At 34.2% G+C, this 15,117-nt stretch carries 14 protein-coding genes; all 14 read right to left on the reverse strand.

Features of this window, described 5'->3' with window-relative positions; translation table 11 throughout:
• Nucleotides 1-156: 156 nt before the first annotated feature.
• The 14 genes from CN601_RS09355 to CN601_RS09420 all read right to left on the reverse strand — a co-directional run bounded on the left by CN601_RS09355 (nucleotide 157) and on the right by CN601_RS09420 (nucleotide 14,403).
• Entirely contained in the window at nucleotides 157-1,236 is a 1,080-nt protein-coding gene (locus CN601_RS09355) for a CPCC family cysteine-rich protein (RefSeq protein ID WP_142317323.1), read from the reverse strand.
• A gap of 205 nt (nucleotides 1,237-1,441) precedes the next feature.
• Nucleotides 1,442-1,828 (reverse strand): hypothetical protein, encoded by a 387-nt coding sequence (locus CN601_RS09360; RefSeq protein WP_098170887.1) that lies wholly within the window; start codon nucleotides 1,826-1,828, stop codon nucleotides 1,442-1,444.
• Between the two features lie 151 nt (nucleotides 1,829-1,979).
• On the reverse strand, nucleotides 1,980-2,651 hold the full coding sequence (locus CN601_RS09365) for a hypothetical protein (protein ID WP_098170888.1): 672 nt from the start codon (nucleotides 2,649-2,651) through the stop codon (nucleotides 1,980-1,982).
• Between the two features lie 166 nt (nucleotides 2,652-2,817).
• The gene (locus CN601_RS09370) at nucleotides 2,818-3,504 is read right to left on the reverse strand and encodes an LrgB family protein (protein WP_098170889.1); all 687 of its coding nucleotides are present in this window, start codon (nucleotides 3,502-3,504) and stop codon (nucleotides 2,818-2,820) included.
• Complete coding sequence (locus CN601_RS09375) at nucleotides 3,482-3,868, reverse strand: CidA/LrgA family protein (RefSeq protein ID WP_306659819.1); 387 nt, start codon at nucleotides 3,866-3,868, stop codon at nucleotides 3,482-3,484. The genes CN601_RS09370 and CN601_RS09375 overlap by 23 nt, the downstream gene beginning before the upstream one ends.
• 191 nt (nucleotides 3,869-4,059) lie before the next feature.
• Nucleotides 4,060-4,329: a phosphocarrier protein HPr gene (locus tag CN601_RS09380; protein ID WP_098170891.1), complete on the reverse strand. Its 270-nt coding sequence runs from the start codon at nucleotides 4,327-4,329 to the stop codon at nucleotides 4,060-4,062.
• Between the two features lie 47 nt (nucleotides 4,330-4,376).
• A complete protein-coding gene (locus CN601_RS09385; RefSeq protein WP_098170892.1) occupies nucleotides 4,377-5,816 on the reverse strand; it encodes a glycoside hydrolase family 1 protein in 1,440 nt (479 codons plus the stop codon).
• A 23-nt stretch (nucleotides 5,817-5,839) separates the two neighbouring features.
• Nucleotides 5,840-7,255 carry a glycoside hydrolase family 1 protein gene (locus CN601_RS09390; RefSeq protein ID WP_098170893.1) on the reverse strand — a complete coding sequence of 472 codons (1,416 nt, stop codon included), beginning with the start codon at nucleotides 7,253-7,255 and terminating at the stop codon, nucleotides 5,840-5,842.
• 18 nt (nucleotides 7,256-7,273) lie between these two features.
• Nucleotides 7,274-9,130 carry a beta-glucoside-specific PTS transporter subunit IIABC gene (locus tag CN601_RS09395; RefSeq protein WP_098170894.1) on the reverse strand — a complete coding sequence of 619 codons (1,857 nt, stop codon included), beginning with the start codon at nucleotides 9,128-9,130 and terminating at the stop codon, nucleotides 7,274-7,276.
• A gap of 126 nt (nucleotides 9,131-9,256) precedes the next feature.
• Entirely contained in the window at nucleotides 9,257-10,141 is an 885-nt protein-coding gene (gene licT / locus CN601_RS09400; RefSeq protein WP_257131662.1) for a BglG family transcription antiterminator LicT, read from the reverse strand.
• 802 nt (nucleotides 10,142-10,943) lie between these two features.
• On the reverse strand, nucleotides 10,944-11,444 hold the full coding sequence (locus CN601_RS09405) for an ABC transporter permease (protein ID WP_098170895.1): 501 nt from the start codon (nucleotides 11,442-11,444) through the stop codon (nucleotides 10,944-10,946).
• A 209-nt stretch (nucleotides 11,445-11,653) separates the two neighbouring features.
• On the reverse strand, nucleotides 11,654-12,541 hold the full coding sequence (pstA, locus tag CN601_RS09410; protein WP_098170896.1) for a phosphate ABC transporter permease PstA: 888 nt from the start codon (nucleotides 12,539-12,541) through the stop codon (nucleotides 11,654-11,656).
• The gene (gene pstC, locus CN601_RS09415; RefSeq protein WP_098119397.1) at nucleotides 12,538-13,434 is read right to left on the reverse strand and encodes a phosphate ABC transporter permease subunit PstC; all 897 of its coding nucleotides are present in this window, start codon (nucleotides 13,432-13,434) and stop codon (nucleotides 12,538-12,540) included. The genes pstA and pstC overlap by 4 nt, the downstream gene beginning before the upstream one ends.
• A gap of 75 nt (nucleotides 13,435-13,509) precedes the next feature.
• The gene (locus CN601_RS09420) at nucleotides 13,510-14,403 is read right to left on the reverse strand and encodes a phosphate ABC transporter substrate-binding protein PstS family protein (RefSeq protein ID WP_098170897.1); all 894 of its coding nucleotides are present in this window, start codon (nucleotides 14,401-14,403) and stop codon (nucleotides 13,510-13,512) included.
• Nucleotides 14,404-15,117: the final 714 nt, after the last annotated feature.

Consider the following 15,117-nt stretch of genomic DNA (forward strand, 5'->3'; position numbering starts at 1 on the left):
TGTACTACTTTATGAGCGACTTTCTCTGCTAAATAAGCCACTTTCATTGTTATATAGCCAACTTCTCTGCTTTTCATGTGGTGTTCACAAATCGTTCGCTGTGTATCAAGTTTAAAAATAAAAAAGGCAGCACTGAGAGGCGCCTTTAGATAGTACTTATTCTTTCTCACCATCTATATTTTCCAGATCACGTTTAATCTTTGATATATCTGTTTCTAAGCTTAATATATGCTTGTAACGATTTATTTTGATCCAATGTTCCTTATATTCAATTGAATCTTTTTTGTATTTGTCTAATTCATTAAAGGCACTTATTAATGCCTTTTTTGCTTCAATTACATTACTAGTTTGTTTAATATGACTATACATAATATAATTTTCTTTAAAATTCTTTCTTGCTTCGGCCATAAAAGAATTTTCGTTAGGTTCATCTACTTCAGTACCTTCTATGCAGTCTATTGATGTTAGATCCTCCCAGTTACAAAGTATACATATATCACAAACACAGCGCTCTTCTAATGTTTGATAACCACAACAAGGACAATTATATTTGAGATAATTCCCTTCTAATTCCTCATCATCCTCTATGTTGTTTTCAATTGGGGAAGGAACATGGTCAAGCCGTTCATTTAGAAGTTGGATCTCGTATTCTAGTATTTGTTGGGTAATCCCATGTGTAAAACCATCCCAAAAAGCCTGCGCTCTATCTTTTTTCTTTTCTATAAAATCAAACTGATTCCATTCTTCGGATGCAGCAGCCATTTCCTCGGCGTATAGGCTTTCGTAAGTTTTATTAATCTGATTCAGTCCTTTTTGTAGTTCTTCATTAATATAACTTGTAAATCGCCCTTCACTGTATGCGGATTCCAATAAACATAAGATTCTGATGATATGCACTTGAAGTTGTGTAATGTCAAGGTTTCGTGGGATAATCGATCTTCCAGTATAGAAATCATGCCATACAACCCTACTTGGTTGATGGCCACTTTCTTCCTTATTCCAATTTTCCCAACAAAATTCCTTAATAGAAGTAATTGCTTTCTTCACATATTCTCTCCCATCAATTACATCTTCCCAATATACTTCAATTCTTTCGGACTTTTGCATCATTCCATTCACTCCTTCATTTACCTTCTGTTGTTTAGAAAGAGTAATATCCATTAATACGCCACTAATTTCACTATATTGTGCTCCCTTATTATTGATACCTATCTCTAGAAAATCTTTATATTTCATTTGCACCAAGATAAAAAGGTGCACAGAATATCTTAAGACGTTCTCTTTTGGGAGACCCGCAACTATATAATTAAGTATAATAACAATACAAAAAGCAGTGGAATTCACATACGAATTCGCACTGCTTTTTAAGTTCCTCAAAAATTCTTTATTCTAAGCTATTTCTTATCTAACTAATGCAATGCGTTAGTTGGATTAGAAGGAACTATATCCCCGTATCAAACAACAAAATTTGTTCTGTTTCAATTTTCACATATGAACCAATAGGATAATTGTCTCCAGTCAACTCAAAAGTGACTATGTTATTGCCAATTCTCAAGACCGAGTATCCATCAGAGTCAACCGATTCTAATACTCCTGATAAATAAATATGATTATGATTACTTGCTATTTGGTTAAATTCTTCATCAATCTTATTAATTTGCTTTTCCCATTCTAGAATTTCTGGAATATCAATCTCTATATAATAATTGAAATTTAATTTTGGTTTAGATCCAACCCATTTACCTTCTGCACTACCATAGAGCGAATTAAACATAACAATATAACCATCTGCCAATTCTTTTATATATCCGACTACTATTATTTCCATTTTTATTCACCTAATAGAAGGGTCTTGTCTTTAAATCTAGATTTCAATATAAATCTTATTTTTCCTTCTTCAACTAATCTGCCATTTACTTCAATAAAAAAACTGCAATTAAGCAATTTGGATCTTCAACTATTGCATGCGTTGTTACAGATTATTTATCAATACTACCAATATTTATTAGAACTCCATTCTTATCAAGCCTTTTGTGGTTATAAGGAATTTGGTTTAATTTCTTGTATTTTTCACTCCAAATTATATCTATGAAGCCATATGATTCTAGAAGAGATAGATCAAGGGAAATGTTCTCATAGCAATAACATTCATTAGGATATGCTTCATCAAATCCAAATAATGATCTAACATCTTCTTCGATTGCCATTCCACCGATATTATAATCATAAACAAAATACAACTCTTTAAGAAAATTTGTAAAATCAATAGTTTCATTTTCTTTTATACCAATTTGATCCCACTCTGGGGCATCAAAAATGCTTCCAAAAAACCAAAAATCAACTATTAATGCATTTGAAGAAATCATTTCTACTTGTAATGTTGCCTTTCTTTTTCCATATAACTCGACGTATAATCTTAACCTTAAAGAGTGTATAAAAGTTGATTTCGGATCATCTTCATCATAGGGGTAACCTCTTACAAAAAAATCAATAATTTCATCAACGTTTTTATCTACGATTTCGATTTTGTTAGTAATCTCAAATAACTTATTTATAATATCTTGTATAGTTTTCGTTTTCTCTTCTTTTAATTCCAGCAAGAAACTAACTTCAAGGAAAGGACCACCTTTCAACCATTGTGCCCACTCCATCGTTGATTCCTCCTAAGTCAATTGATAATTACATTCTAAATTCTATTTTCTTATACAACTATTGCACCTTTTAGTTTAAGTACAATTTTTCACAATATTTCCTACTTGATATACATATTTTCCTCATTATTTTTAAATAAATTTTGATAAATTTGTGCCAGATGTTCTAAAACTGAATAATAGGATAAACCCATGGAAGAATGATGGATGTGATAATGGCTGCAAATCCCATTGCTACACTTGACACTGCTCCTTGAAGAGGACCTTCCACTACTGCTTGACTGGTACCAATTCCATGAGAAACCGTTCCAATTCCAAGACCTCGTGAAAACGGATCAGAAATTTTCATTAAATTTAAAATCATAGGTCCTAATACTGCACCAAAAATACCTGCAGTTATTACAAATGCTGCCGCAAGGGAAGGATTTCCATGAATAATTACAGCAGCTTCAATAGCAACGGGGGTTGTGACTGCTTTGACAGCAGATGTCGCCTGGATTGTTTTAGATAATCCTAAAGCTTTTGAAAGCCATACTGCAGACGTAATAGTTGAGATAGTTCCGATAAACAACGCAAGCGCTGCAGGCTTTAATTTTCCCCTAATTATTTCTCGATTTTTAAACATAGGCACTGCAAGCGCAATAGTGGCAGGTCCCAACATATACGTCATCCATTCTTTTGCAGATGTATATTGTTTGTAGCTAATATCCGCTGAACTAAGCATCACAATCATAATAATGGTTGCTGTCAATATAGGTGTTGTAAATAGGGATGAAACCCGGTGTGATAGTTTATTTGCACCGATATATACCACGATTGTAATTAAAATACTACAAAGAGTGAGACTGTTCATGACTGGTCTTTTCCTTTCTCGTTAAATACTGTGACGTTCCAGCTGTTATAACTAAACCTATCATCGTACTACCAGCAACCATCAGCATTAATTGTAATCCATGAGATTTTATTAGACCTCCATAGTTCATTAAACCCACAGCATACGGTACAAAAAAAAATGCCAGATGTTTGTTTAAAAATGCGGCACCCTTCTCGATATACTCTAGCCGCATGATTTTGCTAGATAACAATATATATAAAATGATCATACCAAAAACACTTGATGGTATGGGTAAATGGAAGAGTCGAACAATGAAAGTTGAAAATTCATAGATTGCCCAAATAATAATAAGTTGAGCCAAAAAAAGTAAGGAAACTTTCAAAATATCAACATTCCTTTCAACTACTTAATTTTTATGGTAAAGAAAAGAAGCATTGAAAAAAATAAACCTAAAGACCGTATAGAATGACTCTACAATCAATTCTAACGATCTTTAGGTATTTTTTCTTTTAATATTTAAAATCCTAATCGATCGAGATCACGTAAAACTAACTTTTTAACAAAGTTAATTAATCAATTATCAATTAGACCTTCATTTTTCATCATGTGCTCTAATGTATCTAAAGCATTTTCTGAATCATGACCTTCTGCCAATATCCTTATTGCAGCTCCTTTTGGAATTCCCAAAGACATAACACCCATTATTGATTTTAGGTTTACTTGTTTGTCATTGTATTCTAGATGAACTTCAGAATCGAATAGACTAGCTTGGTTTACAAATAGAGTTGCTGGTCTAGCATGAATACCGGATTCCGCTATAATAACAAAGTTTTTTCCTTGCATAAAAACACACCTTTCCAAAAACGAGACAATTATTTCTAAATTATTATTTATAAGGATTTTCCTTTTGTTTCAATTACATTTTTATACCAATAGTAGCTTTTCTTTTTGATACGTCGAAGATCCTTTGCACTTTCTTCATCTCTATCTACATACACAAAACCATAACGCTTCTGGTATCCATTCAACCAACTTAGAAGATCGGTAAACGACCAAGCACAATAACCTAGAACGTCCACACCATCAGAAATAGCATCCTGAATGGCTTCGAGATGAGATTTAAGGTAATCGATGCGATAATCATCGTTTACAATATCGCCTTCCTCGAGCTTATCAAACTCCCCAAGTCCATTTTCTGTAATGAGTACCGGCAATTGATAACGGGTAGCAATTCTTCTTAAGCCAATACGCAATCCCTGTGGATCGATATCCCAATCCCAATTGGTTGTTTCCACATGTGGGTTCGAAGTCGTCCTAAACATTCCCGGAATACCTGATTGCGTACCGGATCCTTTTTTACCAGTGGTATTTTTCACGCCAATATCGACGCCATCTTCCAATGGATTTTTTTCAACAGTTGTTGTCCGGTAATAATTAACCCCCATGAAGTCAGGTTTCGCCGAAGCTAATAATTCGAAATCTCCTTCTTCTATGGTTGGAGTTAGATTATTTTCCTTAAGATATTTCCATGCCGTAATCGGGTAACGTCCCCATGCATAGATATCCATCCAGAAATAGTTGTTCAAATCCTCACTATTCTCGAAAGCAATGATATTTTCTGGGTTTGAATCTTTTGGATAGTAAGGCTTATAAGCAAAACTAGGACCAATTTTTCCGTTTGGAACTAACTTACGGAATGATTGAATCACCTTTGCATTCGCTAGATTTGCAATATGATTGACCTCATAAAATCTCTTACGATTCCTTACACCTGGAGGATGAAGAGCCGTCTCGTATCCATAAGCTACAAAATAGTTCTGTTCATTCAGCGAAATCCAATATTTAACTCGGTCACCGTATCGCTTAAATAAGGTTCGAGAATAGTTATCAAAGTCTTCTATTACTTGGCGTGACTCCCACCCGCCATACTGTTCCATTAACGCCTGCGGAATATCCCAGTGATAAAGAGTCACCATCGGCTCAATATTGTAAGCGAGCAATTCATTAATTAAATCATCGTAAAATTGGAGACCTTTTTCATTTACTTCACCGTTTCCTGTTGGAAAAATACGGCTCCAAGCAATCGAAAAACGATAAGTTTTTAAACCCTGTTCCGCCATAAGTCGTACATCTTCTTTGTATCGATGATAGTGGTCAACGGCGATATCGCCGTTAGAACCTTTAAAAGTAGTTCCCTCTTTTCTAACAAAAGCATCCCATACAGAAGGTCCTTTTTCATCTTCATTCCATGCGCCTTCTACCTGATATGCGGCAGAGGCAGCTCCCCACAGAAAATCCTGTGGGAAAGCAGATTTGATACGATGTTCCATAACCGAATTCCTCCTATTTACATCTATTCAAATAGGCTTTTCCCATTTGTTTTAATCACGTTTTTATACCAATCAAAACTTTTCTTCTTTATACGATTCAAACTACCAGTACCATCATTATTTTTATCTACATAGATAAAACCATAACGTTTTTTCATTTCACCAGTTCCAGCACTAACAATATCCATAGGTCCCCACCAGGTATAACCTAAAATCTCACACCCATCCAATATCGCTTCATTTAATTCAACCAAATGCTTCTGGATATAATTGATTCGCTCATCATCAATTATTTCGCCATTTTCACTGATTACATCATTCGCACCAAAACCATTTTCCACGATAAAAAGCGGAATTTGATAGCGATCATATAATTCATTACAAACATACCTAATTCCTTTGGGATCGATTGTCCAGCCCCATGCTGTTTTTTCTAAATAGGGGTTGTCTAGACCGATTATCCCTCCGGTATTACCAAGGATTGGCATACCCGCCTTATGAGTTGAACTACGATAATAACTAAAGCCTAAATAGTCAACGGTGTTTTCCCTTATTAATTCAAGATCCCCAGCTTCTATCTCAATACGAATATTATGCTCCTCCCAAATACGATTAGCATATCTTGGGTAATGTCCTCGAATCATCACATCGGAATAGAATAAAGATCTTCTCCGTAATTCATATGAATCAAATATATCATCTGGGTGACAAGTATGAGGATATATTGGGCTTAAAGAAAGCATTGCACCTATCATGGCATCTGGGATGATTTCGTGGCATAGTTTAACCGCTTTTGCAGCTGCCACAAAGACATGGTGTGAGGCCTGGTATATATCCTGTAATTTTGTCTCTTCCTCTTTTATTAATACCCCCCCAGCTGCCAAAGGAATGGTGTGAAAATGATTAATCTCATTAAAATGCATCCAATACTTCACTTTGTTTTTATATCGGTTTAATATTGTTTCCGCATATTTTTCGAAGAAGCCGATTAATTTACGATTTTTCCAGCCATCGTATTTAGTGATTAAGTTCAACGGTATCTCAAAATGTGACATAGTAATGACAGGTTCAATACCATATTTTAATAATTCATCGAATAAATCATCATAAAATTGAAGTCCCTTTTCATTTGGATGCTCATCATCACCATTTGGGAAAATCCGAGACCATGCAATGGAGGTTCTTAGACATTTCAAACCTGTTTCAGCTAATAAAGCAATATCTTCTTTATATCGATGGTAGAAATCAATTGCTTCATGACTTGCATAATGGTTTCCTTCTATTACTTTACCGTCAAAATGTCCTCCAACAATTCCATTACGGATAACATCGCTAATCGCAGGTCCTTTTCCATCTGTCTTCCATGCGCCCTCAGCCTGATTAGCAGATATAGCACCACCCCATAAGAAGTTATTTGGAAATGCCTCTATTCTTGTCATAATATACACCTCTTAATGTTACAGAACTACCGCAGTTAGTAATACATCTTGTTTAACTGTCGATTTCTGATTTGTCTCAATTACATCAGCATACTGACTTGAATTAGTAATGATAATCGGTGTTGTTGTATCGTAACCTGCTTCTTTAATCTTTTCTAAATCAAATTCGACAAGAAGTTGGCCCTGTTCTACAGAATCGCCTTGTTTTACATGGGCAGTAAAGTATTGACCATCTAATTTCACAGTATCTAAACCAACATGAATCAATACCTCTGTTTGCTCATTTGATGTTAACCCAATTGCATGTCCGGTAGGAAATAACGTTGTAACTACTCCTGATACAGGTGAATATACTTTTCCTTCTCTAGGAAGAATAGCGACTCCCTTACCCATTGCCTCAGTAGAAAAAGCAGGATCGTTAACTTTTTGTAAAGGTACAACCTCTCCTGAAATCGGGGATAATACAGTTGCACGTTTAATATCAGAAGTTGTTTGACTATTCTTTTCCTTTTCAGAAGTTGTAGAACCCTCTTCATCAAATCCTAAAATATATGTCAGGGCTGCGGTAACTGTAAATGCAATCGAGATACTTATAATATAGTAAGCAAATGTATCTGTCATAAAGGCTGGAAGAGTTGTTAGGGCAGGGAAGACATATGCAATAACAGTCGTCTTCATTGCTCCGGCAAAACCTCCTCCGATTACACCTCCGATTACTGCTGCAATCATTGGACGCTTATATTTTACTGATAGTCCATAAACAATTGGTTCAGTTATACCTGCTAATAATGCTGGCATCATCACAGATAATGCATAGGATTTTAATTTTTTATCCTTAGCTTTAAGAAAAACACCAAAAGCTACACCCGCTTGCCCGAACGTTGCACTTGCGGTAGCAGGTTTAATCATATCAAAACCATTAGTGCTTATATTGTTGAGCATTGCAGGAACAACACCCCAATGCAAACCAAACATTACAAGGAACGTCCATCCGGCTCCAATTATTGCACCAGTCAACATTCCACTCTGATTGTTTAAAAACGCAATACCGTCAGAAATACCGTTACCTGCGTATACACCAATTGGTCCGATTACCCCTGCAGTTAATGGAACCATAATTAAGAGGGAAAGCATTGGCACAGCAAATGTTTGAATAGCTTTTGGAATATAACGGTTTAATAACTTTTCTAAATAAGAAAAACACCAAATTGCTAAAATTGCTGGAATGATTTGTCCACTATATTTAAACAGAACTATCGGAATATCGAAGAAATGAACAACATCTCCAATATTTTTCATGAGACCAGTAAAATTTGGTTCCAAAAGAGCAGCCATTATAGCTGCTGATACAAATAGATTGGCACCGAATGTACGAGCTGCTGAAAATGCTAGAAAGACAGGAAAAAAGAAAAATACTGCATTTGATGATGCACTTAATATCAAGTAGGTACTACCGGTATTGGACATTCCAAAATAGGTCGTAAGAATAACAAGTAATGCTTTTAACATACCAGATCCAGCTAAAAGTGGAACAATGGGTGTAATGATACTAGACATCATATTAAAAGCTCTAGCTATAATGTTCCCCTCTTTTTCTCTCTTTTGATTTTCAGAGGATGCGCTTTGTATCTTATAAATTTTCATAATAGTATTGTGAACCTCATTCACGGAATTACCAATTATTACTTGATACTGTCCATTACTTTCTACTGCCGAGATGACACCATCAAGATTTTCAATTTTCTTTTTGTTAAACACTTTTCCATCCTTTAATTTAAAACGAAGACGTGTCATGCAGTGATATAAACTTAATACGTTTTCTTCACCACCAACTTCTGCAATGATTGCTTTTGCTAATTTCGAATGATCGGCCATGTTCTCTTCCTCCTTTTAATAAAAAAAACCTGAAATGAATGAAGGACCTTTTTGATAGCCTTAGCTATAACATCCTCAAATCATTCCAGGTTATGCCTTTTCAGTAACACCCTGTTTATCATTAAATTAATCTTCACTTCGTTTTGTTACACGATTAATGTGCAAGACAAGATAGACCATTTCTGCCATCGTAATCTGTTTTCCAAAGCCATTTAATACATACTTCTCAATCTTTTTCACACATTCGAAAGCATGTGTATATTTATGTTGAACTTGTTCATAGAGGTAATCATCATCATTTTCAATATGATCGTTAGATAGTATTCTTTGTGAAAAAAATTTCAAATGTGTGACTAACCTGCCGTAATTCCAAGAATCTTCATCAAAAACCAATCCAAAATGATATTTAATGATCCCTAAGATATCCTGGGTAAATTTAGCAATCTTGATTGTTTTGTCAATTTCATTTCCTTCAAATTGTGTGTTAGCTAAATGCATCGCGATAAAACCGGCTTCATCCTCATTAAACCTTATTCCAGTTTTCCTCTCGATTATCTCTAGAGCCTTTAATCCAATCTCATACTCCTTTTTATAGAATTTCTTTGTTTCCCATAACAAAACATTACGAATCTCTTGTCCTTTTTTATAACGCAAGGTTGCAAAGTAGATATGATCGGTAAGTGTCAAAAGAATATAATCACTTATTGGTGCGCTAAGAGTTCTCCGTGCAAATGCAATAATCTCTTCTGTTATTTCTACATATTCAAGAGGGACTTCTTTTAAGAGATTTGCAAGTTTCAGCGATAAATCTTGGGTTTGCAGAGTAAATACTTTACTAATCTTACTTTCATCAATAGGATCCTCAGGCTTAAGCTTAAAGGCAATACCATTACCGAAAACCACTACCTCTTGATGGTTATCATTTTTTGCCAAAACAACATTATTATTTAACGCCTTCTTTAATTTCACCCAATCACCCATTTCCCAAAATGATGAAGATAGCATTTCCATCTAATCCTCGGATATACTTTAGGAATATTTGAATTCTCCTAAAAACACAAAAATTACCTGAATTGATACACATTCTGCAATGGTAAATCCCATCAGCCGTTTGTGTATTCAATCCAGGTAATGCCTTATACAGTAACACCCTGTTATATTAAGTTCGATAAGATAAAACGCTTTCTAAAAATAAGATAATATATTTTTCTCTATTGGTCAATGGCTTTTAAAAAATAATTAGAGTTAACTTTTTCATATAGTTAATTTTTATATACCACTTTGATTAGACAGCGTTCCTGAATTAGTGTTCTTTTATATGTCCACTTTTAGGAGAGTATATCAGTAGTGTGATCTGATTTCCCAATAACTTTGTGAATCATCTCACTTAAACTATACTGCCATTTGGTTGCATAAGAAATGATATAACCCATTGAACTTTTTGGGTTTAAGAAATTTCATATAGTTAATTCTGCTTAATTACGTATTCCGTAATTGAAATGGCATATGAAATCGGACATGAAAAGCGACTGCCTAAATAAAATTAGGCAGTTGTTAATAGTCTTGCGATGATAACTGCGATTTATATTCTAATTATCTGCTTAAACCCTATTATATCAATAAAAAAGCAGAGAGAATCAACTTGTTAATCCCTCTGCTAATATATATACTTTTATACCTGTTTTTTAACCCGCGGGTACTCTGAAAGAGAACGGCTTAAGAATATAACTGTCATTTTTGTTTCCTCAACCAGATAGATTGGATGAATTCACCTTAAGACTTCTTAGAATTTATTTTCCATCTTTTCTTAAACTTATGATGTTGGAGATGGAAATCTCGCAGCTTCAAAATGAGTGCTAACTTCACCATCGACATTTGCTTCGATACTTCCAGAGGTGCTACTTTGAGCAAAAACTTCCACTTTATCCCTCGCGTTTAGTTTCAGGATTGATGAGACATTTACAGTATTTCCGAATAGTATTGGACCGAAGAAATCATTATCAATAGCGATTGCAGGTTTTCCGTTCACGCGAAGTTCGATTCTTGCTCTATAATTAACATCGTTATTATTAGGGAAAAAACTAATCGTTGCGGAAACTAAATAAACCCCATTATTTCTTGGTCTAAATGTTGAGGTTAACGGATTATATTCAACTGCTAAATCAAATTGTTTTTTTTGATAGTTTACTTTCACAAAAGTATCCTCGGGCACCCTTAGAATTGTACTACTGACAGCTCTAAAGGCAGAGGCAATATTAATATTCTCTTCATTTGAATCATTGGAATCAATTGGCTTTTTTGGCTTTGGAGGCATAATGTTCACTTCACTCTCTTATAAACTTCTATATTATATAGAGACAAGCCTTAATTGTTTGTATGCATGTCCATATATGATAATTTTTTTACTGAAATTCGTAAGCTAATTAACAGTGAAGACAGAAGTATAGCTGCACTTTTGCCCAAAAATAAAAATATGCAAAAAGACCTCTACGGAATCTTCCATAGAGATCTTAAAACTTTTCATTATCTTTTTGCCCCTGTAAAACGTCTATTTAAAAACTTTGCAAACACTCGAGCAAATAAATTAAATAGAAGAATCATGACAATAAGAACAGCAGCAGATTTCGTTGCGATTGATTGTGCATCTGGAACAATACCTTCTGAATTTAATTTCCAAATGTGAACTGTTAATGTTTCTGCTGGTCTAAAAATATTAAACGGATTCATCGGTGTATCTAATGGAGCAGCATTATTTAAAATTGGTGTTGTTAATCCAGCTGTATAAATTAATGCCGCTGCTTCACCAAATATTCTTCCTGCCGCTAAAATGATACCTGTAATTAATTGTGGAAATGCTGATGGAATACTGATTTTAACAATTGTTTGCCATTTTGTAGCACCTAATCCAAGACTACCTTCTTTACTACTTTTCGGAACATTTAATAACGCTGTTTCACTTACCCTTGTTAAACCTGGTAGATTTAAAATTGAGATTGCTAATGCTCCGCCAATTAATGTGTATCCCCATCCTGTTAGCGTTACAAATACTAATAATCCGAATAACCCTACTACGATTGATGGTAAAGAAGCTAATGTTTCAATACATAATCTTAAAAATCCTAAAAAACGACCTGGTTTTGCGTATTCTGCCATATAAATTCCAGCACCTACACCAATTGGAACTGAAATAATTAATGTTAAAACTAGGATATAAAAAGAGTTAAAAAGTTGTGGTCCGATTCCTCCACCTGCTTGTGTATTACTAGGTTTTCCAAACAAGAAATTGAAATCCCAGAATCCCCAGCCTTTATAGATAATTTCACTTAACAAAAATAATAATAAAACTACAACTAAACCAGCGATTCCGTAAAGAACTCCAGTCCAAATTTTATCCATTTTTCTTGCGATCATGATTCATATCCTCCCTTTCTCCCAATTAAACGAATGAATAGAATAAAGAGGAATGAAATTAGTAGTAAAATCATTGCCAAAGTCCATAACGTATTATTCCATGCTGTACCATTTAATGTATTCGCCATATCCATTGTTAAAATTCCTGTTAATGTTGCTGTCGGATCAAAAATTCCATTCGGGAATTTAACTGTATTTCCAATTACCATCTGTACTGCTAATGCTTCACCAAAAGCACGTGCTAGACCTAAAACGATTGCTGTTAAAATATTTGTTTTTGCAGCAGGGATGATTGCTAATTTAATTGCTTGCCATCTTGTAGAGCCAAGTCCATATGATGCTTCTAAATACGTTCCAGGAACAGCTCTCACAGCATCAGAAGCTATACTTGCTATTGTAGGTAAAATCATAACACTTAGAACAATAATCCCGGCAATTAAACTAAAACCTACTCCACCAACCAAATTTCTAAGAAGTGGAACTAAGATTGTTACGCCAAGAAATCCATAAACTACTGAAGGAATACCAACTAGAATCTCCAAAACTGGGATTAATACTTTTTGACCAAATTTAGGTGAGATAAAGTTCATAAAAACCGCTAATGCTATTGCAACTGGTGCAGCAATAATGACAGCACCAATAGATACTAGAATCGATCCAACAATAAAAATTAGTGCACCGTATGTCGGATGTTCTGCATTATTTGGGCTCCAATTTTTTGAAAATAATATATCACTTAACGATAAATGATTTACTGTAAACGATTGGATCCCCTTACTAACAATAAAGCCTATTATTGATATTGTAATCGCAACCATTAAGAAACCACATAAAGTTACAAGAGTTCTTCCAAGGTATTCAATTAGAAAAAAGTTTCTTTTTTTGAAATTCATGATAAACCCCTTATCATCCATTAATAAATTAGATTAAAGAGTTGGTATAAAACCAACTCTCTTTTTTTATTTTTTTTATTCTAAACCTGCCATTTTTGAAGCTGGGATATAGCCCATCTCAACTAATTTATTAGCAAACTCGTCTCCACTAATAAATTCGATATATTCTTTTACAGGAGATTTTGCATCGCCTTTTGTAATCATGTACTCATAAGAATAGAATGGGTAATCACCTGCAACGATATTGTCTGTAGAAGATTCTTTTCCGTCAATTTTAACTGTTTTTAATGCATCCTTTTTATCGCCAATTAAATATGAGTTAGCAAGATAAGAAATCGCACCAGGAGTAGAGTTAACAGCTTGTTCTACCGCACCGTTTGAATCTTGAACTGTTCCTACGCTATCGTTAATTTTAACGTCTTTCATAATTTTCTTTTCAAAAGCTGCACGAGTACCAGATGATGCTGGACGGTTAATTACATTAATTTTCTCATCTTTCCCGCCAACTTCTTTCCAGTTCGTTACTTTTCCAGCGAAAATATCTTCAATTTGTTGAAGTGTAAGTGAATCTACACCAACATCTTTATTCGTTACCATTGAATATCCAACACCAGCAACTTTAGCCTCTACTAATGAACTTGCTAATGTTTTATCTTCTAATTTTTCAGCAGCTGGTACATCTGAGTTACCAATTTGAATAGCACCCGTAGATACTTGGTTTACACCAGTTCCACTACCGCCACCTTGAACTGTAACTGATACTTGTGGGAACTTTGTCATAAATTCTGTAGCCGCTTCGTCAGCAAGTGGTTGTAACGCTGTTGATCCCGCAGCACCAATTGTTCCAGTTAATTCTACTTTTTTATCATCTGAAGCCTTACCAGTAGTCTTGTCATCTTTATTAGAACATCCAGCTAACATACCAGTAATAGCCATTGCAGCGAAAGTTAATTTTAATCCACGTTTCATTTGAATAATCCCCCTAAAATGTTTGTTTTTATTTTTAAATTTGTTTTTGTTTTTATTTTTGTTTGTTATCTCTTACAATCTCTACTTTAAAGTTTTAAGGTTAAGCAAGTTTTAATCAATCGTAAAGAAATTGTAAATCTTTTTAAGGGGGTGTATATTTAGTTGATTTTAGGGCATTTGAGATTGGTTTAAAAAGAAAACTACTATCTTGTTTATACGAACACTTTGTGAACTTTATTGATAAAGTTGTGAACTTCGTTGATAAAGTGGCGTTCTTCGTTGATAAAGTAGNNAGTAGGGTTCTTCGTTGATATAATGATGTTCTTCATTGATATGGTAGTGATTTTTGTTAATATAGTGACGTTCTTCGTTCATATGACGATGATTTTCATTAATATAGTGATGATTTTCATTAATAGTGATGATTCTCGTTTAAGTTGGGATAATCAAACTGATGGACTTCTTTTATATCTTGATGATCTTCGTTGATTCGTAATGATTTTCGTTGAGAGTCTTGTAAAATTCGCTGATATTGAAATGATCTTCATTGATGAGTAATGTTCTTCGTCAATAAACTCGTGAAATTCGTTAATATTGTGAAATTCTTCATTGAAAAACTGATTTCAAACCGTTTAAAATCATTGCCATAAAAAAAAGCTAACCCAAAAAGTTGCATAGCAACCTTTTCGAGTCAGCTTAATTTGAATATTATTC

Origin of the sequence: Bacillus sp. AFS017336 (assembly GCF_002555445.1) — a bacterium.
Classification (GTDB): Bacteria; Bacillota; Bacilli; order Bacillales; family Bacillaceae_G; genus Gottfriedia.